The sequence below is a fragment of the Mesorhizobium sp. 43Arga genome, from assembly GCF_053714255.1.
In genome coordinates this window covers 103,483-122,222 of record NZ_JBSKBO010000013.1, presented here as the reverse complement: position 1 = coordinate 122,222, position 18,740 = coordinate 103,483, and the positions used below count along the sequence as shown (strand labels likewise).

The 18,740-nt window shown below is 59.2% G+C and carries 11 protein-coding genes and 1 pseudogene; 1 reads left to right on the top strand and 11 read right to left on the bottom strand.

The window, feature by feature from the left end; genetic code table 11:
* Positions 1-112 precede the first annotated feature (112 nt).
* A pseudogene (locus tag ACWGS8_RS31330) lies at positions 113-693 on the top strand (IS3 family transposase); the annotation flags it as partial.
* A 204-nt stretch (positions 694-897) separates the two neighbouring features.
* Here the strand turns inward: ACWGS8_RS31330 and ACWGS8_RS31325 are convergent.
* The 11 genes from ACWGS8_RS31325 to ACWGS8_RS31275 form a co-directional block, all read right to left on the bottom strand.
* The gene (locus ACWGS8_RS31325; protein WP_454584559.1) at positions 898-9,996 is read right to left on the bottom strand and encodes a shikimate kinase; all 9,099 of its coding nucleotides are present in this window, start codon (positions 9,994-9,996) and stop codon (positions 898-900) included.
* Between the two features lie 902 nt (positions 9,997-10,898).
* On the bottom strand, positions 10,899-11,108 hold the full coding sequence (locus tag ACWGS8_RS31320) for a hypothetical protein (protein WP_454584558.1): 210 nt from the start codon (positions 11,106-11,108) through the stop codon (positions 10,899-10,901).
* Between the two features lie 584 nt (positions 11,109-11,692).
* Positions 11,693-12,730, bottom strand: a complete 1,038-nt coding sequence (locus ACWGS8_RS31315; RefSeq protein ID WP_454584557.1) for an EscU/YscU/HrcU family type III secretion system export apparatus switch protein — start codon at positions 12,728-12,730, stop codon at positions 11,693-11,695.
* The gene (gene sctT / locus ACWGS8_RS31310) at positions 12,727-13,545 is read right to left on the bottom strand and encodes a type III secretion system export apparatus subunit SctT (protein ID WP_454584556.1); all 819 of its coding nucleotides are present in this window, start codon (positions 13,543-13,545) and stop codon (positions 12,727-12,729) included. Before sctT ends, ACWGS8_RS31315 begins: the two co-directional genes overlap by 4 nt.
* Positions 13,542-13,829: an EscS/YscS/HrcS family type III secretion system export apparatus protein gene (locus ACWGS8_RS31305; protein WP_454584568.1), complete on the bottom strand. Its 288-nt coding sequence runs from the start codon at positions 13,827-13,829 to the stop codon at positions 13,542-13,544. The genes sctT and ACWGS8_RS31305 overlap by 4 nt, the downstream gene beginning before the upstream one ends.
* Positions 13,830-13,831: 2 nt before the next feature.
* A complete protein-coding gene (gene sctR / locus ACWGS8_RS31300) occupies positions 13,832-14,497 on the bottom strand; it encodes a type III secretion system export apparatus subunit SctR (RefSeq protein WP_454584555.1) in 666 nt (221 codons plus the stop codon).
* Positions 14,490-15,347, bottom strand: a complete 858-nt coding sequence (sctQ, locus tag ACWGS8_RS31295) for a type III secretion system cytoplasmic ring protein SctQ (protein WP_454584554.1) — start codon at positions 15,345-15,347, stop codon at positions 14,490-14,492. The genes sctR and sctQ overlap by 8 nt, the downstream gene beginning before the upstream one ends.
* Before the next feature lie 249 nt (positions 15,348-15,596).
* A complete protein-coding gene (locus tag ACWGS8_RS31290) occupies positions 15,597-16,133 on the bottom strand; it encodes a hypothetical protein (RefSeq protein ID WP_454584553.1) in 537 nt (178 codons plus the stop codon).
* The gene (gene sctN / locus ACWGS8_RS31285) at positions 16,109-17,467 is read right to left on the bottom strand and encodes a type III secretion system ATPase SctN (RefSeq protein WP_454584552.1); all 1,359 of its coding nucleotides are present in this window, start codon (positions 17,465-17,467) and stop codon (positions 16,109-16,111) included. Before sctN ends, ACWGS8_RS31290 begins: the two co-directional genes overlap by 25 nt.
* A complete protein-coding gene (gene sctL, locus ACWGS8_RS31280; protein WP_454584551.1) occupies positions 17,464-18,087 on the bottom strand; it encodes a type III secretion system stator protein SctL in 624 nt (207 codons plus the stop codon). The genes sctN and sctL overlap by 4 nt, the downstream gene beginning before the upstream one ends.
* The gene (locus ACWGS8_RS31275; protein ID WP_454584550.1) at positions 18,084-18,716 is read right to left on the bottom strand and encodes a nodulation protein NolU; all 633 of its coding nucleotides are present in this window, start codon (positions 18,714-18,716) and stop codon (positions 18,084-18,086) included. The genes sctL and ACWGS8_RS31275 overlap by 4 nt, the downstream gene beginning before the upstream one ends.
* Between the last annotated feature and the right edge of the window lie 24 nt (positions 18,717-18,740).

Sequence of the window (18,740 nt, the reverse complement as noted above, 5' to 3'; positions counted from 1 at the left end):
CGATCGCAAGATGGCGAAGCTGTGCGATCGAGCCGCAGAAGCGGTCGTGGCGCTCCGATCAAACTTTTAGGAACAGGTTCAAGCTACCTGCGGTCTTCACCGGATGGGTACGATGCTGCAGGACGTGATCCGCCGAAAACTGTGAGGCCTGGTCGCAAACGCGAGCCGGTGGCGGATACCTGTTGTGACTGGAACGTGTCGATCCGGGGAGCCTGCCGGGTTCTGGAGTTCGACAGCTCGCCCTATCACTACAAGTCCCGCCGCCGCGATCAGGGCCATCAGGCCGGCATCGAAGCTCGGATCAAAGACATCTGTGCGACGCGGGTTCGTTACGGCTACCGGCGCGTGCACGTGATGCTCACGCGCGAGGGCTGGGATATCAACGTGAAGCGGACCTATCGCATTTACAGGGACTTGGGCCTTCAACTGAGGAACAAGACGCCGAAGCGCCGGGTGAAGGCGAAGCTGCGAGACGATCGCCAGCCAGCCGTCGAACCCAACGACGTCTTGGCAATGGACTTCGTTCACGACCAGCTCGCGACGGGCAAGAAGATCCGGGTCCTGACGGTCGTAGATACGTTCTGGCGCAACGTACCGGTGCTCGACCCGCGCTTCAGTTATCGAGCCGAGGATGTGGTCAGGACGCTGGAACAGATCTGCCCCCGCATCGGCTATCCGAAGACGATCCGGGTCGGCGATATCCAGACCAATTGTGGTAATCTTCTCCATGGACGGCTTTCCCTCATGTGACTTTCGACAGCCACACTATGGCACCTCAATGCCGTGAGCGGAGGCCGTCCACCACATCAGGTCACCATTCACCCGGGGCGGGTCTACTCACCATTAGGATCAAGCAGTTGCGCCTGCCGCTCAAAGTGCCGTTTCGAAGATGCAAAATCAAAGCCTCGCCAGTCGGCTTTGCAGTGCCCGCCGATCGGCGACGAGGTTGTCGAGGTGCAGCGGCTCGTTGTCTGGGCGCTGTCCCTCCACGAATCGTTCAACCAGCGCCCGCGTGCCGTCCACCACAAAGACGCCGCAATCGTAATCGTTCCGCTGTTGGGCTATGCGGGCTGGCGCCAAGGTGGCACTCAGCCGTTCTGCCAGCTGTGCTGCAGGCGCGTCGTTGTATTGCCCACGCTGGAGGGAATCGTAGTGATAGGCGACCTGTCTTTGGGGGTTGCGGCGATCAACCAGCAGGAGCGACCAATGGGTGCCGTCGTGAGCCGGAGTGCCATTGTTCACTGGCAGGAACAGGAAGTCGGCTGGGGCGTCGTTTTGATCATAAATGGACTGCAACGTGCGTTGCGCTTCTTGCCGCTCCATGTGGTGCAGCAGATTGGATACCGCCGGATACACCAGCCGTGTCCTGGCGGCGAGCCTTGGATCGATCCCCAGCAGCTGCTCCTCCAGGAGATCGTAATCGCTCTTGATATGGGCGTCGCTCAGCCACTCGGTGGCCCCGAGCACTGACGAGGCGCCCTCCCCGATCAGAGCATCGGAGGAGCTGGTCGGAAACGCCGGCGCAGAATCGCGCGATGGGGCGTCGGACGGGCTGCGGTCTGCATCGGCCGGGCACAGGTACGCGTGCAGCGCCTGCAAACATGGATCTGCGTTCTTTCGATCGTTTTTGTGGGGTGGGACAAACCTGACATTCGCTTGTTGATAGAAAGGACGGCGCTCGCTCATCAGTTGGTCGACTTTGCGACCCGCATCGGGGCCTTGCATCAGCGGGCGTTTGGCGTCGTTCCTTGTTCGAATTTGGATCACGTCCAGGTCGGTATCAAACCAGATCGAGACCCCTTTGTTGCCAATGAGGCGGCGAGTCTGCTCGTCCAATATCGCGCCGCCGCCGGTCGCGACCACCTTAGGCCCGGCCTCGAGGTAGTGAGCGATCTCGCGCGCCTCGAGCCTCCTGAAATAATCTTCGCCGTGATCTTCGAAAATCTGAGATATCGATTTGCCGAGTTTCTGCTCGATTTTTTTGTCGGTATCGACGAAGGCCAGCCCCAGCCGACGCGCGAGAGGCGGGCCAATGGTGGATTTGCCAGCGCCCGGCATGCCGACGAGCACGATCGGGCGATCGCCGAGGGCACCCACAATCTCCCTTGCCTCCGGGGACTTGGCGATCTGCGGCTGTGTCGATCGTCCGACAGCTCGCAATCCAGGTGCCGGGGCGGTGCTACTCTTACAATCACCCCAGTGTCCTATGCTGAGCACGTCAGGGGGTCTGACAACGGCCTTGCAGCGTTCTTTTACCTTCTGCTCAAGTTTCTCTATCTTCTCCAGGGAATCCGGGCCCTGCAGCCTCTGCAGCTCTTTATAAGCGTCGTGATTGTCAACTTTGGCGCTGTAGCTGGCTGGCGTATGGAATTCCACCTGGAAGCGATAGCCTCCTGCTGTGGCGAGCACGGTGCGGATGCCGAGATAATTCGGACGCTCGAATTTGAACCAGTTGGTCGCCTCGATTTCGGTGTAGTCCTGCTCCTCGAAGGCCAGCATGGCTGCCTTGAAGGCACGTGTAAAATCTTTGTCGGGAATTTCGAACACGTGGCGTACGGCGCTGCTGATCAGCTGTGGGGTGCTGCCGGATGAGATGCTCTTGCCGGTGAGATCCTCTCTTATGGAGCGTTCCGATCTCAGCCGGCGCTCCAGGTGAGGCATTTTCACCTGGATCTCAATATTCCTGAGGCTTGCGGCAATGCTGAGTGCCGCTGCGGTGATTTTCCCTTCTTCTTTTGCAGCGCGGGCAACCTCAATCTGGGCGCGCTCTGAGGCCTGCTCGGGAGTCAGCGTGATCGTCTCGTCGCCATCCGCTGCGGGGGGCCGGAAGCGCGAGGGCTCAGGCAAAATGCGCTGCTCCACAGCGAGACTGATCGAGGTTTGCATGACTGAAGCCGTCAGGGTGGGGTTGTCCTCCAGGTCCTTCAAGGCTGCACTAACATCGAACGTTCCATGATTGAGGGACGCAGCCAGGCCCTTGACGTAAGGCACTGACTTTAGGCCAGGCGTCGTATGCAGCAGCCTCTGAAGGTCCTGGCTCTTCCTCGAAAAGAGCCGAGCGCCAGTGTTGGATTTGTAGGCATCGGTGCCGACCTTGATGCCGAGGCTCAGGAGGTTGGTTGCGCTCTGCACGAGGTCGTCTGGATTGTAACCATCCGGCCGAGGATCGATCCGGGCAGGATAGTTGTCGATCAGAGCCCGGATGCGGTCTCGTGCCTGAGAAGTTGCCGGATAGGCGTCCGCCAGATCCGGCAAAAGCTCTGAGGCTGCCGCGCTAAGCGTCGTGCTTTTTGCGTCGTTGGCGTTTTCTGTTTCGGGCTGGCCTTCCACCTCAGGCCTCTTTGCCCATGCCTCAAGGTCGGCGGCGAGTAACTCGGCCATTTCGCGAGCAACGGGATGTTCGGCGACCTCGATCTCGTGTCTCGCTCTCGCAAACATGTTTTGGATAACATGTCCACTCACCTCTTCCAGGCCCAACAACTGACCGATGTCTCGCCGGAGGACGTGGGAAATGCCCTCGTAGGTGCCAAAGATGGCACGCTCGGCAAACCAGCGTCGTGCTTCATGGGACTGAGCCAGGAAGTTTCTCTGCAGACCGCTATAGGTCTCCAGGACATCTTGCGTCGCGGCCAGGATCTGGCTGGCGCGACCAAACTGGTAGTTGTCACCGTCAAGGGCCGGTGTATGCGACTTTGGCGGCTTCAACGACGGAAGTCCGAGAGTTTGCTCCTTTTCATCGAATTCGCGCACATGCTCATAAAGCTGCGGCCGGTCGCCGATTATGATGACGGTGTCGCCGTCGAAGTCACCATCAAGCTTTTTCTGCTCACCGGTGGGGACGGCAACCAACGAGCCGGGGGCAAACACCTCCGTGGCCTGCAGGATGCCCAGGCAGTCAAGCGGCGTGTCCTTCTTGACGCGGTCCTTGCCTGTCATCCAGTGCGAATGGGACTTCACGTCCTCGGCAGACATAACGAGCCCACGGTCGGCGTAGGCGGCCGGCCACATCTCATCGGGCACGACGATCAGAATGCCTTTGGCAAAGAAAGTCGGATCGTCGGCAGCGAGTTCTTCCCCTGACTTCTGGGCGACATTAAAGCTGTATTGCATAGCCACACACGTGTCGAGGAACGCTGCTGTCGGGTCCCCACCAAGAGCTGACCTGACCAGGTCGGCAGCGAATGGGCGCAGGTTGGGCTTGTCGTACGGCGAGCGGCCGATCAGCACGCCACTCATCCCCGTCAAAGTCTCGCTCTTGAGCGTCGGCACATGGAGACACTCGTCACCGGAAGGTACCGCGACTGCGCCAGGACCGTCGATATGTCCCCCAGTCACGGTTCGAAATAGCTCCTCGGCAGTCAGCCTTTGGTCCGGGCGCTTCTCGAGCCAGTTTTTGGCTTTCTCCCGGACCTCATCCGCCACCGCCTTGCTGCGGGGATAATGTTGCAGCGCCGTGGCAGGCAGGGACGTTCTCCTTCCCTCACCAAAAGCAGGCACCCGATCAGGACCTTCCTGCCCGACGGCCCTGCGAACGGCTGTAATACGTTTGGCCAGCGAAGCCTTGATGAAACCGCATCCGTCATGCGGTCGCAATGCAATCGGGCCTTCCGGCCCAACCATCCTGAAGGGATGTTTCTCGCTAACAGCGCGGTCCGGCAGCAGCGACAGTTTGAAGGCGCCTTCCAGCGCGTAGTCGTGAGGACCCAGGCCCTTGACAGCCGGCGGCGCGGCAAAGCCCCGGCGCTGCGTATAGTAATATGCCTCTTTGAAAGGTGCCCAGGCGCGCGATAGCTTTTCAAAGGCGGTGCCCGGTGCGGTTTCGGCATAGGGAATCGCCAGCAGCTTCCCGCCGGAAGACTCCGCCTCTACTCGACCTGGAAGGCGGGCGGCGACCTGGGAAAGGGTCTTTTGCGGCGGCTTTAACTTGCTCCCGCCGAACAGATCCATACGGTATGGCACGCCCTCGACGGTCAACGTGCGCGCCAGCAGGAACGGGCTCGGCTTTCCTGGCAGCTGCACCGCGATTATCTTCACGGCCCCCGAGGTCAGGCGATTAAAGATCGAATAGCGCGTCTCGGGCTCCGTGGCCAGTTGCCGGCCCTGCATGTCGACCACCGGCAACCGCATCAGTCCCGCCTCGCCCTGCGGAGGTCTGGGCTCGTGGTCCATGGCCCGCAAAACCTGATGGACGTCGAAGACAGACGCTGGATGTTGCGCCTGGACCGTCGCGGTATTCTGCGCCATGAACGTGTCCAGCGCATCGGTCGGACTCTCTGCCTCGATCTGGGCGATCAGGTTCCAACTCATGTTGGAAAGATCGCTCTCTATGAGCTCGCGCGTGCTGTCCAGGATTTCCCTGGTCTTGGCCTCCAGATCGTCGCGCCTCGCCCGCAAATCGGACTTCTTGCCCTCGACATACGGCCGCCGCAGCAACCTCGCCAGGCTCGCACGGGTCTTGAGCACTTGATAAATCGACAGGGCCGGACAGCGGGTCGAGTTCGGCCCACGGCTCCGCTCAGCATCGCTTGCCTTGAGATGGGCCTCGATCTTGTGCTCCACAATCGGTTGGATATCGTTCAGCAAGTTCAGAGCCTGCCGCCGGTGCCAAAGCAGCTGCTTGCGCGGACTGCGAGCCAGCGGCAGCAGAGCGGCGCACAGATTGCCCATGGTTTCGAGATTATTCTCAAGCACAAACCGAGGGGCACTATGCAATTGCGCCAGCCGATTTAATCCAGCGGGTGCGAGCAAACTGAGATCGTCGTGCAATTGAGCCTTGGCCAACGCCTTCAAGATGCTCGTCACGCCCATCGCGTCGGCCGCCTCCAGGCGCTCGCTGGCATAATGAAGATAATGAGCGAGTTTGTGGAGCCGATCTTTCAGCAGAGCGGCCCCTGCAATCTCTCCCTCGTCCTCTCTCCTCATGATCCCCCGCGCCAAACTGTTGGCGATATTGGAGAGCCCGGGCGTCGTAAAGTGACGGAATGGGAGACCCGCGGGGCCGAGTCTGCGCGCGATCTCCAAAACCGCCTGGCTGCACGCCTCGTCTTGCGGCCATTTGCCGAACCCGTTGATCAGATTTGCCAGGTCTTGCGGACAAAACCCGGAGAGCCGCTCGGCATCGCGAAGCACCGAGCCGGCGATCACAGCGGTAGCCTGACGCGTTTTCTCATCTTGCGACCACTTGCTGAAGCCGTTCACCAGGCACGCCAGATGCTGCGATCCAAAATCAGGGAGCCGGTTAGCGCTACGGATCACCTCATCAGCAATCACAGCAGTGGCCTGACGTGATTTCTCTTGCGGCCACTTGCTGAGGCCGTTCACCAGGTTGGCAAGTGCCTGCGGAGTGAAACCAACGAGCGGCTCGCCGGGGTTCTCGCGACGGACCACCTCCCCAGCGATGGCAACGATGGCTTCGCCGCAACCCTCTTCGGCAAGGCACTTGCTCAAACCGTTGGTCAGGTTCGCCAGGTCCTGCCCATTGAGCTGCGACAGCCCGCCGTCGCGGTGAGGGATCTCCTTGGCGATCGCAACGATGCCGTCGCGACAATCCACTGGACACTTGCTGAAGCCGTTCACCAGGTTCGCCAGATCCTGCCCGTTGAATAACGACAGCTCGCCGGCGCGGCGAGAGACCGCGCCGGCGAGCGCAACGAGAGCCCCTTGGCAGTCCTGAGGCCATTTGCTGAAACCGTTCACCAGAATGGCAAGCCCTTGCGGATCAAAGCTTTGGAGTTGCCCGGTGCGCCTAAGTACCTCACCGGCAATCGCAAACGTGGCTTGACGTGACTTTTCCCATTGCGGCCACCTGGTCAAGCCGTTCACCAGGCACGCCAGGTGCTGCGGATCGAACCTAGGCAGCTGGTCGGCGCAGCGAAGCACCTCGCCGGCAACCACGTCAGCGGCCTGACCCAAATTCTCCTCTTGCGGCCATTTGCTGAAACCGTTCACCAGGTTCGCCAGGTGCTGTGGGTCAAAATCAGAAAGCCAGACGTTGCGACGGCTGGCGCGTTGACAGAGCTCAGCGGCGATTGCAACGGCAGCGCGTGAGCACGCCGGCGCCAATTTGCTGAAGCCGTTCACCAAGTTCGCCAGGTGTTGCGGATCGAAACCAGAAAGCTCGACCTTGGAGCGGCCGGCGCGGTCATAGACTTCACCGGCGATCGCAATCGTAGCGTCGCGGCAGTCCTCTGACCACTTGCTGAACCCGTTCACCAGGTTCGCCAACGCCTGCGAATCAAAATCAGGCAGCTGGTCGGCCCAGCCAGGGATCCGACGCGCGATCGCAACGGTGCCTCTGCGGCAGTCCTCCGGCCACTTGCTGAACCCGTTCACCAAGTTCTGCAATGCCTGCGGATGAAGCGCGGACAGGTCGGCATTTTCATGGAGGAGGCTCGAGACCTCATTGGCTATGACAACGGCAGCGCGTAAGCACTCCGGCGCCTGCAATTTGCTGAAGCCGTTCACCAGGGTTGCCAGATTCTGCGCATTGAAACTAGAAAGCCCGACCTTGGGGCGGCTTGCGCGGTGACAGACTTCAACAGCGATCGCAATCGTAGCGTCTCGGCAGTCCTCTGGCCACTTGCTGAACCCGTTCACCAGGTTCGCCAACGCCTGCGGATCAAATTCATAGAGTTCGGCCAGGCGCCAGCCAATCTCGTTGGCAACTGCTACTATGGCCTGATGAGAGTTCTCCTGTCCCGGCAACTTGCTTAAGCCGTTCACTAGCAGGCCCAGACTTCGGGCATTGAGCTCTGAAAGTGCTTCGCGTTGCTCAAGAAAAACGTTGGCGATCCGGATCATTCCATTGCGACATTCCTCCACTCGACGATGTCGACTGAACGCCAATACCAACAGCGAAAGCGTTTTGCTTTCGACATTGTTCAGCGCCTTGCCGAGCCTCGATACCTGAGCTGCCATGGCCCTGCAAGCTTCCATGCCTGCCTGACCTCCAGGCTCCCGGCTCATCGCATTGCATGAGGTGGCGTACCCCCAGGTATTATAGGCGCGGACATCTTGGGCCCACCTCGGAACAAATTGATGGGTGAACTGGGAAGCGGCCTTTTGCAGGAATGTTTCGTGATCCGGCTGGTCTTGCAGCCTCTTGTCGTGATCCACCAGAGCGCACGAGAATTCAGTTATGCCGTGAGCGAAAGAAATGTCGTGTAAAGCGTCATCAAGGGATACGTCGCTGGAGTGCTGTACAGCCACATGGTCGAAACGCCGCCTGCCCGGTCCTGCACTCGGTCTGGACTCGCCTTGCTCATGAGGTCGCAGCATGTCCGGTTGTGAGCTGCTCGGTTCTTGATCGCCGAGCCAGGACCTCTCATCAAAACGCAAAGAGCTTTCTTCTCTAGCTATCGCTTCGCCCTGCCGACCTTGGCCATGGCGCGGCCCACTGGCCGCACGTCGCGAAGGCGTGAGGGCTCGGCGGAGGCCTTTGGAGGGACCGCCAGATCCGCCGCCTAGGGCTTCGTCGGCACCTGGCCAAATGCGAGCGGAGGACATCTGTCCATCTTTAGGCCCAAAGTGCATCCGCCAAACACTAGATTCGATCGGTTGGCCGCCATTCCAAGCGGAAAGACTCCATTTGGGGCGCGAACTGCTCGATCCAGCATCCTCAATTCCCACAGGTTGCTCACAAGTTGGGAGCGCGTCTGATTGCGATAGACCGGCTCTCTGGTCAGCGGGCCGGGGCCCAGCCTCGGAAGTAACAGAGTTTTCATCTCGAGCTGGCGCTCCACCAGCCGACATCGAGGGAAGACCGCGCCGGCCCCCAATCTCTGCACGCACAGCGGCTCCTCGTGTGGCAGCTTCTGGCGTTTGATGTGGACCATCGGAGGGAGCGGGATGCCTGCTGCCTAGGGAGAGAACCTTGGCTGCTGTCGAGGTGTCGCCGTCGTCCGCAGCGACTTGCGACGCCGCCCCCCCCGCCGCCGAACTACCAGCGCCAGCCGCCGGCTTGCGCTTGCCTTTCCCTTTCTTTCGCGTTGCGGCCGCTGCGGTCGTTTCGGGGACAACATTTCCAGTAGCGTCGGTCGCAATCGCAGCGTCTGCCGGCCGTTCGCTAATGGGTGGCATCTTCGGCTGCAGTTCCAAGAGGCGCAACACCTCTTCCGTAGTGGTCCGCGCGCCTTCCGCTATCTGGCCGAACAACTCAAATGGGAGGTCGGCAACTGTTCGGTCCTCGCTTAGCCCGGCAAGGAAGTCGGATAAGGCCGACGAAAAGTCCAACAGCCTCTCCATGACTCCTTCCAGAACGGAACGATCCCTTGGGGCAAGTGGGCGCCCTGCTTTGGCATGAAGAGCATCGCGCGTCTGGTGCAGTGCCGGCCAAACTTCGGTCTTGAGGGCTTGCAGCATACGCAACCGCCCATTCTCACCGATAAGCATTTCTCTCACGGCTGGCTCGAAACTGCTCGCCCGGGGCTCAATCAGCAACAGCGCCAGATCGATCCGCGATTGCAGAACCATGAACTTCGAAAGCAGAACCGAGCCAGTCTGCAGCCGCAAATCGTCCTCTTCGGCTTGCTGAATCTCGATCTTTGAATTTGGTAGGTTCGCAGTGACGGCACAGCCTAATTGGAGGCGTTCCCCGCGCCATGTCTTCTGTTCCCAAAATTCAACGCAGGCCACATAGTGCCTTGCTACACTGGAAACCGCTTGGCTCAGCCGCGCGGGGTCGGGGTTGGATCGGAGGATCAGGTCGAGCACGCCGCGGGCCTTTTTACGCGTCTCTAGCAATACCATGCCATCTGCGGCCAGTTCCATGCACTCGGATGCCGCATCATGCACCAGATCGCGCGTTCGGCGAGCCTGATCATTGGACAGAATGCCAGGCGCCCCTGGGGCCAGACTCGCGTGGTATTCCAGGACTGCTGAGCCCGCGTCGAGGATTCGATCGAGCGCTTCTTGCTTCTCTCGCGGGGTAGGGCTTCGCGTGGCCACTTGGAAAGCATCAAGGCGGCGAGATTCAAATTCGTCGAGCAGGCCTTTCATAAGTTGATCTCGTGTCTTGCTTTGTCCGTCTGACAGAGAAAGCACTGCCCCTCCCGAAGTTGAGGGCTGGTCAGCGACCGGGGCCGTGGCTTCATCGACCGGGACGGCGGGAAGACGAAGCCGCCGCGTGGTGCCTGCTCGTTTCAACGCGGCCGCTCGCACAACGGCGTCCAGCACTCGCCGTGCGCCCACAAAAGGGCCGGAGGACCTCTCGCCGAGGACTTCGTCCTCACAGGTCCCCGAGCGTGTGCAGGAGGTGCTTGTGTCCTGGGGCCCAGAGTGCATACCCTCCAGCACCGAAACGAACGATTGGCTACCTGCTAGGGCAGAGCTTGATTGCGAGCGCGATCTGTTCGAGCCCGGCCTGCCGCCGGCGCCAGCATTCCCAATGCGCGAGTTTCCAGGTCGGCCAAATTCGGTCATATCCCATCTCCGATAATGCAAAAAATGCGGTGCACATCGTGTTTCGCGCTGATTTCGCTCAGTCGGCGGGGCTTTGGCTGATAAGTGCAATTGCCAAAGTGGCACACGGCAATCTCATCGCCAAACTCCCCCGATCCCACCTGAGCGGCCTTGGGCCACACGACGCCTCATGAACTTTGTTCTGCCGGCGGCGCCGGTTGAACACTTCCATCATTAAACCGATGGCCTCACTCAACCCGATCACGATGACCACAACTGGCCGTGGACGTCGAAGGGGGCGCGACCTGCAATCTGCAGGACTCTCCGCCGAATGCGCTGAGGAAACATACGACTAACCAGACGCCCCGATGCGTTTATCGACATGGTTGTGAGCAGGCCTGCCATCGCGACTATCTCCGCGAGCGTCCGATCACATAAAGTTATCCTCATACGAGTCTGAACTTGCTCCAAGCTCTCGCGCTCCTTAGTTGGCCCGCTGTCTACTTTTCGGGATGCCAAGTGGGGTGGCTTGCGTTTCTGGATTCGCCGCACGCCAATTCTGCAACGGTCGTTCGAAGTTGATGCTCCCCCAGAATATTATCGCCTGCATTCGCGACCATTGGATGAGTGACCTGAAGACCCACTATGGAGGTGATCTCAGCTCGACCCGCGATTTGTTCCCGCAACGTTTCGGATTCGAAGTCAGTCATGCTGAATTCCGGCTTCTGCTTTCACCAGTCCGACACCCTTGTTTCCTAATCGGCAGCTGAAATATTGCGCGTGCTCCGAATCTCGACGCACGCCGTATTGACTAGCAACGTCCGCAGTGCGTCTGGCTCGTGCGGAGAGGAATCGAATACTCTTGCGGATTTCACGGCGATGCGCGTGATTGCATCGCCGTGAAATTGCCTCGCGCTCCACCTGGATGCTGACCTCTGTCGATCTGCACCACAGCAGGCTCTCTTGGGGGAAAGCTTGGGTCGCCGCCACCGATGAGGGACCCCTGGAATTCAATCCGGCTACGTGCGTCCGGACAAACGCGTTCGCGAACCCTTGGCCTCCTGCCGTTTGCGCGCTCCCATTACGCGTGTAGTGGATATCGGGCGAGCCGCCGGTTCGACCATACATGACGATTCGCTCCTATGTTGGCGACAGGCTTAGACTATTTGGCTGACGAATAGCTGACGAAGGCGTTGTCCCGGATACACAAACGACATCCGAACTGCGTTGAGTGTACAACCCATGAATGAAATAGGGCTGCGGCGCATGGAGACGGCCAAGGCCGTGGTCACATCTATACTAAGCCTGCCGCATAGAGTGCTTTCGCGACGGGCGCGAAATATTGCGAAGGAACGGCCTCGCCCAGCTTCGTTGCGCTGATGAGCTGATGCGCAAGCACATCATCACGGAGGATGTGGACACGTAGGGCCCGTGCTTCAGTTAACATGCCTGAAGCCGCCTCACCCTCGGCGCGGCAAACCAGGATCGGTATCCCGATCTCGCCCCGAATGTAACGCAGGCCGACGAGTACGGTCTTCCCTCGCACGAGCAATGTCGCCCGGTGCACCCCAAGCGGAGGCTCGTGGGCGGACTCCTCGCGTAGGCGACGTCGTTCATTCTTCAACTCCGGCGTACCTTCCTGATCCTTGAACTCGCGCGTCACTTCGGTCCTGGTCATACGCATTTCGCGCAGAAACAACGCACGCTGCACTAAGAGATCAATTAGTCCGCCGAGCAGAAGTGCAGCGGCGCCGATTTCGCTCAGCAACTTCGCTTGCGCAAAGACGACGCCGATACAGCCCATACCGCAGATCGGAAGATAGACCATCGTCTTCCACGTGCCGAGAAGGAAGAGGAGAAAGGTTGCGCTCAGGACCATTACTTTGAACAACGTCTTGCCAACCTCGACTGCAGAACGCGCAGACGCAATGCGGTTCAACCCCTGAAACGGATTAATTTTTTCGAAGTTGAGCTTCATCGACTCCAGCGAGAAGACAAATCCACCGTTGGCTATTAATCCGGCCAAAATCACCGCAGCGATGAGCGTGCCAAGCAGCGGGCCAACAGTTTCCAGTGTGAGTTCGGTCAGTAGGACTAGTGCCTGCCGGACCGCTATGTTGAAGGGCAGACTCTGCAGATTGTCTGCCAACAGTAGCGCTTCGTGGCATTTGTCTTGAATCACGCTGCCCCTTAGCCAGATGTAGCCGAGCCCAGCGCATGTGGCGGCAGCGCGGACGAAATCGGAACTGTGCGCAATCTGCCCTTTTCTGCGCGCTTCGCTTAGCTTCTGCGGGCTGGCGGCGTGTGTCTTCTCTTCACTCGTCTCGCTCATTTCAGCAGCTTGGCCAGCCACTCAAGGGCGCCATTTGCGGGTTTGGTCTCCAGTCTCATCCCCTCGACCAGATAGGCAGTGTAGCCAATCATAATAATCGGGAAGCCAATATTCTTGATCGATGGAGACAATTGGCTCGACTTGAATTGCGGCGCAAAGCGCCGCAGTATCATCATTGACATGTCAACCAGCATCAGGAAGGACACTACAGGCCCGGAGACCAACAAGGTCATGAGCATGATGTGGTCGAGGAGTCCTAACAGCTCCATTGCTCCTTGTCCGGTCAATGTGGGGAGAAACCGACACACGGGCCAGATCTGGAAGCTGCCATAAAGGGCGCTGACCACAGCCTCCAAGCCTCCCGAAGCGACGAAGATTGTTATTGCAGTGATTCCAAGAAAAATCCCCATAGCGGAAGCCTGACTGTTGGTCGCGGGGTCGGACGAAGCGGACGGGCTGGTGATGCCGCGTTGGTTGTCGATAAACTCACCGGCCGCCTGAAGGCTCCATAATGGGATGCCCAGAAAAGTGCCGAGTAGCAAGCCGACAAAAACCTCCTTCAATCCGAGCAGTGTTGCCTGGATCAGACGTGTCTCAGGATCCAGCGCCTGCAACCCGTCACTAACGAGTGACAAGTATGGGAGTCCGAAGGCGACAGCAAGGGAGCCGCGGATCAGCCCGCCGATCTGAGCCCTGGTAAACACAGGAAGCACCACCATAATGCCTATGGCCCGGGCCGCGCCAAGGCCGGCTGCGGCGAGGAGTTCGATAGCCGCATCCATCAGGTTCTGAATCTCCGCCGCCGACGCATTCATGGGGGAGACTGGTAGCTGGGAGTCATTGCGGGAAACTCCGTGAAGATCTGCTCGGCCAGCCCTATGAGCGGGGCGCTGAGCACAGGGGCAAACAGGCCAATCACCGCCACAACAACCAGAAGCTTAACGGTGAGCGGCAAGCTTTCATCTTGGATTTGCGTTGCCGCCTGGATGATCCCAATAACGAGCCCAACAATCACCGATCCAATGAGCGGTGGCAGAATCCAGATCATGAAAACCATCAACGACTGGCTCATAAGAGTGACGATGCTGGCTTCAGTAATAATCAACCTCCCGGTGTGGCGTAACTCAACACAAGTCCATGCATCAATCTCGACCAGCCATCAATAGCGATAAACAGAAATAGCTTGAAAGGCACAGATATTACTGTCGGAGATACCATCGACATCCCCATCGCCATCAAAATTGTCGTCACAATAAGATCGATGACGATAAATGGAAGATATAGAAGGAACCCTATTTCAAATGCTCGCTTTAGTTCTGAAATTAGAAATGACGGAACAAGAATGGCAAAATCATCAGGTGTGGTTCTGGCGCGCATTTCCTCTGGCCAAAGCTTTTCTGTCGAAGATAAGAAAAAAAGGCGCTGCTCGTCATTTGTAAACTTCTTGAGATAATTGTGCACCGGCTCACGCCCCTCTTTGGCGACGCTTACCCAGTCATCCAGCGTCTGGTAGTGGAGCTTCGGGTCACTCATCCGATCGTAGGTCTGTTCAATAACAGGTGCGCTGATGAAAATGGTTAGGATGAGTGCAGCAGCGTACAGCACTATGTTGGGTGGTATCGTCTGGGTCCCGAGCGCATTGCGGACGAGGAAAAGAACCACCGACACCTTTATAAACGCCGTGGTTGTGACGACCGCTAAAACCAGCAGGCCGAGTCCTGCTGTAACCGCAAGAAGTGCCAGAATTGGAGGCTGAATCTCAGTCACTGCATGCCAACCTGCTGCGGAGTCTGATGCCCAGCTCATCTCCGATCCGCACGATGTCGCCACGCCCGATACGCCGACCGTTGGCCAGTATGTCTACCGGACCATCGATCGACCGACCAAGTTCGAAAACATGCCCTTCGCCCGCGCTCCTCAATTCCCCTAGAGACATAGGCCAGCGGCCGCATTCAAAGACGAGCACGATTTCGACATCGTCGAAATCGGCTTCCGATTGCTCTTGCGGCGATTCGGGTTGTGTCGTCATATGCACATTCTCCAACGGACACGATCGCGGGCGGAAGGGCTCCCGCAGGACTAGGTCGTCGCCCTCAATATCCGCACCGGCGCATAACCGGCCCACGGTCAGGATGATCTGGCCGCGGCCAAACCGGGATATGTCTGGCAACAAAGCATCACCGATACATGCTTTGCGAAGAAGCGCTGCCGGAACGCAAAGCGTGCCGATTACTCCTGCGACTATGACCGGCAGTCCCGTGGCGAGTTCACGCGGCTGTCGCGGCAACTGGCAAAGCAGGTCGCCTAACGCGCGGAAGGCAGACGGTACTGACCTACCAAGAGGAGAGAACAGGAACAGAAAGCCCCTGCCACTGACTGGGCCGAAGACGATATCAAGCTCCAGACAAGGCGCCAGTGTCATGCCTTCACGCACGCCCACAAGCTGCACGTTCAGCTGCGTTTGATCCTCCAGTCGAGCCACAAGCGGCTCGAGTGCGAGTTCGAGAATGAGCGAAGCAGTTGGCTCGGAAGGTAAAGCAAGGCCGCTCTGCACCGTCGAGACTAGCGCCTCTACAAGGCTTTGTGACACCGACAAGACGATCGTTTCAGCACCCACGCGCCAAACGCAGTCAAGCATCTGAATGGCGACAGGTTTCTGCTGCCAAATAAGCCCTTGTGTCCGCACAGATAGCGGCGTGTCGCCGATCCGGCTCGGAAACGGCTGGCGGGGGGACGCTATGTCATTGAGCCACGAGACGACCTCGTGCGACAGTGTTAGCGCTGGTTCGAAGATAGGGGGTCTGGCCAAAGCGGTTACCAAAGCGGCTCTAACCTGCACGATCGCATCATTCAGAGAACCTTGGGCTTATTGGACCTGGTCGCGCGACAACTGGGCAAGCGAAAGACTGCCATACCGAAGCGAGATCTCATCGTCGGACTCTATCTCGGCTGCGGCCTCCGCATGAGTATCGACGGCGCGTCGGACGTCGTCCTCGATTTGTTTCCATTTGTGCCTTGCGGTCGAACGTTTGGCCCACACATCCCTCATCTCAGACGCCGCTGCCTCGGCCTTTTCTTGAGCAATGCGCGCATCATCGAGCATCTGACATCTGGAAGTGACCTCCGCCGAAAGCCGCTCCATTCGAAGTTGGTGATGGTCGAGCGCTGCGCTGGACAAGGTGTCGAGCGACATCAGCTCTTGGTAGAGCCCCGCTTCGGCTCGTGCGCATTGTTGCTGTGCGACTGCAAGTCCCTGGGACGCATTCTGCAGGGCTTGGGTGGCCAAATGGCGTTCGGCTTCCTTCTTGGAAAGCTCACTAAGGGCGCTACGCTCTTGCATATCTTTGAGAAGCCGTAACCTCGAAACGTGAACGCGATTTACGCGGTCAGACGCGACATCCATGCGACCGTTTCCTCAAAATCTGATTGCTCGCCTTCGCTCTGGCGCAAAAATTCCCTCAGGTCGCCAATCGAGGCGACGGCCCGGTCAGTCAGCGGATCGCCGCCTTGCTTGTATTCGCCGACGTTGATCAAGAACTCGGACTCGGCATAGCGCGAGAGCAGATCACGAAAGAAGGATGCCGCCTTGCGATGTGTTTTGGAAACGACCGCTTCCATTACGCGGCTACGGCTCTGCAGCACATCGATAGCGGGGAAATGCGATCGCGCCGCGATAGCGCGTGAGAGGACGACATGGCCGTCAAGAATGCCGCGCGATTCCTCTGCGATTGGATCGCCTGTGCCATCACCTTCGACAAGCACAGTATAGAACGCCGTGATTGAGCCGCGCTCACCCATACCGGCCCGCTCCAGCAGGCCCGGCAACATGGCAAAGACGGAAGGAGGAAAACCCCGCCGGGTAGGAGGCTCACCCGCAGCAAGGCCTATTTCGCGCATGGCGCGGCAGAAGCGCGTCAGCGAGTCCAACATGAGCGCTACGCGGAGCCCTTGTTCGCGAAAGTATTCCGCCAGCGCGGTCGCCATAGGAGCACATTGCGCCCGCTCCACGGCCGAGCGGTCGGAGGTTTCGACGACCACGACCGTACGGCGGAGGCCCTCCTCTCCAAGATGCCGCTCGATGAACTCACGAACTTCACGTCCACGCTCGCCGATGAGCGCAACTATGAAGACGTCGGCAACGGCACCTTTTACGATCTGCGACAATAACGTCGATTTGCCACAACCAGGCTCGCCGTAAATCCCGATCCGCTGGCCCTCTCCGCATGTGAGCAGACCATCAAGGGCACGAACCCCGAGCGGGAATGGCCGCTCAACGATGCGCCTTTTCATTGGATTGGGCGCCTTGCCATGCAGGGGACGCGTTTCGGCGGTTTTGACTTCGCCCTTGCCGTCCAGGGGGCGGCAACGGCTGTCGATCACACGGCCAAGCAAATCGGGGCCGACTGGCACTTCACGCATTCGTCCGGTGGATACGACCTCTGCCCGGCTGGACAGGCCCACCAAGTCACCAATCGGCGTGAGCAACACCCCATTGCCCAACAAGCCGATCACCTCGGCTTCGAGCGACAGGCCAGTTCGGGTATCCTGCAGCAGACAAAGTTCCCCAATCCGAGTATCTGGCAAGACCGCATGGACAAGTGTACCGACGGCGCGCGTGATTCGGCCGCGCATGACACGCGTGTCGATTCGCTTTGCTGTAGATCTCAAAGACGAGATCGCCGGATCGGGAGCCCGGCTACCAGCGAGATTAGCATGCTGTGGTACCGGCGTGATCACAGTTCGCCTTCTTCAGAATGGGACCGAAAGCCGAGGCGCAGCGCGCGCATCTGAGCATCAAGTCCAAGATCGACATTGCCATACTCGCTCCAAAGCAAGCACTGTTGCGGCGACAACGCCGGATCCGGATCGACCCGAACCCGCGGCCGCCCCTCCCGTCCATCGCACCGAGCAAACTCGCGCACGAGCCTGTCGACTTGCGCGGGATGCACATGGAGGCAAACTTCCGCGCCGTTATATTTGCGCTCAATTGCGTGACGAACAGCCGTCACCAACAGCTCGCCCGGATCGAAGGCGCCTAGAAGGTCGCTTAGTATCTCTATCACCAGCTGTGGCAATTCCTGCTCCAGAACGGCCTTTCGTCGCCCCACTTCGGAAACTGCCCGCGCAATTAGCCGGGCCATTTCCTCGGCGCCTGCGTTCAAGCCCTCGGTATGGCCGCGCGCCCGCTCACGCTGATAAGCGGAGCGTGCCCAGCTGCGAACCCGCTGCTGATGCCGTTCTGCTGCGTCAAGCGCTTTTGCGGCACAGTGCCAGATCTCGAGCTCACTCGCCGGTATCAGTGGCCCCAATGGGCGCATCTGCGGCGCGACGGGAGCCGCGGAAACTTCGGCTGTCATATCGCCAGGTTCTCCGTCTCAAGATGGGCTAGGACAAGGGAAAGCAACTGGCCCGAGGCCTTGCTGTGTTCGGGCGCAGGATTCTCGGCGGCGGTCCCGATGGGCAACCGCAGAAGCACGCGGTTACGCTCAAGCGCGGTACTTCCATTGAGCCAAGCACCAAGGCAGGCATGTCCATCGTAGTCGATTTGCTGCGCTAGTTTTTCCGGATCAGTGACCGAGCCGTTTGCGATCGCTTGCGCCAGATGTCGGATGCCGAACGCGTGGGCATCAGCGCCGATATGCTCAATAAGCGCAGTGAAGTGAGATTTTGAAACAAGCTTCAGCAGCGAGCGGGCATGCCAGACACTGCCGGCTAGAAGAGCAGCCCGACGCGGATCACGTCCGCCCAGAAGATCCGGCTCCCAGTCGCTTCCGTTCGAACGCATTTCATTGTCAAGCAGCAGTTCTGCCAGTCTTGGCTGCAGTCTGGGGCGCTTCTGCAACTGCACCAAGGTCGCAACAGACAACGCCGGATCAAGACATGCGGCAAGACGGGTCGGGTGGGCCAAAGCGGCAAGATCGCTCAGGCACGCGGAATGCAATCGGGACGACTGATCGCGTCCAGCGGTCGGTATCGGTGTTGGCATTGGCATTGGCATTGGGGAATACTA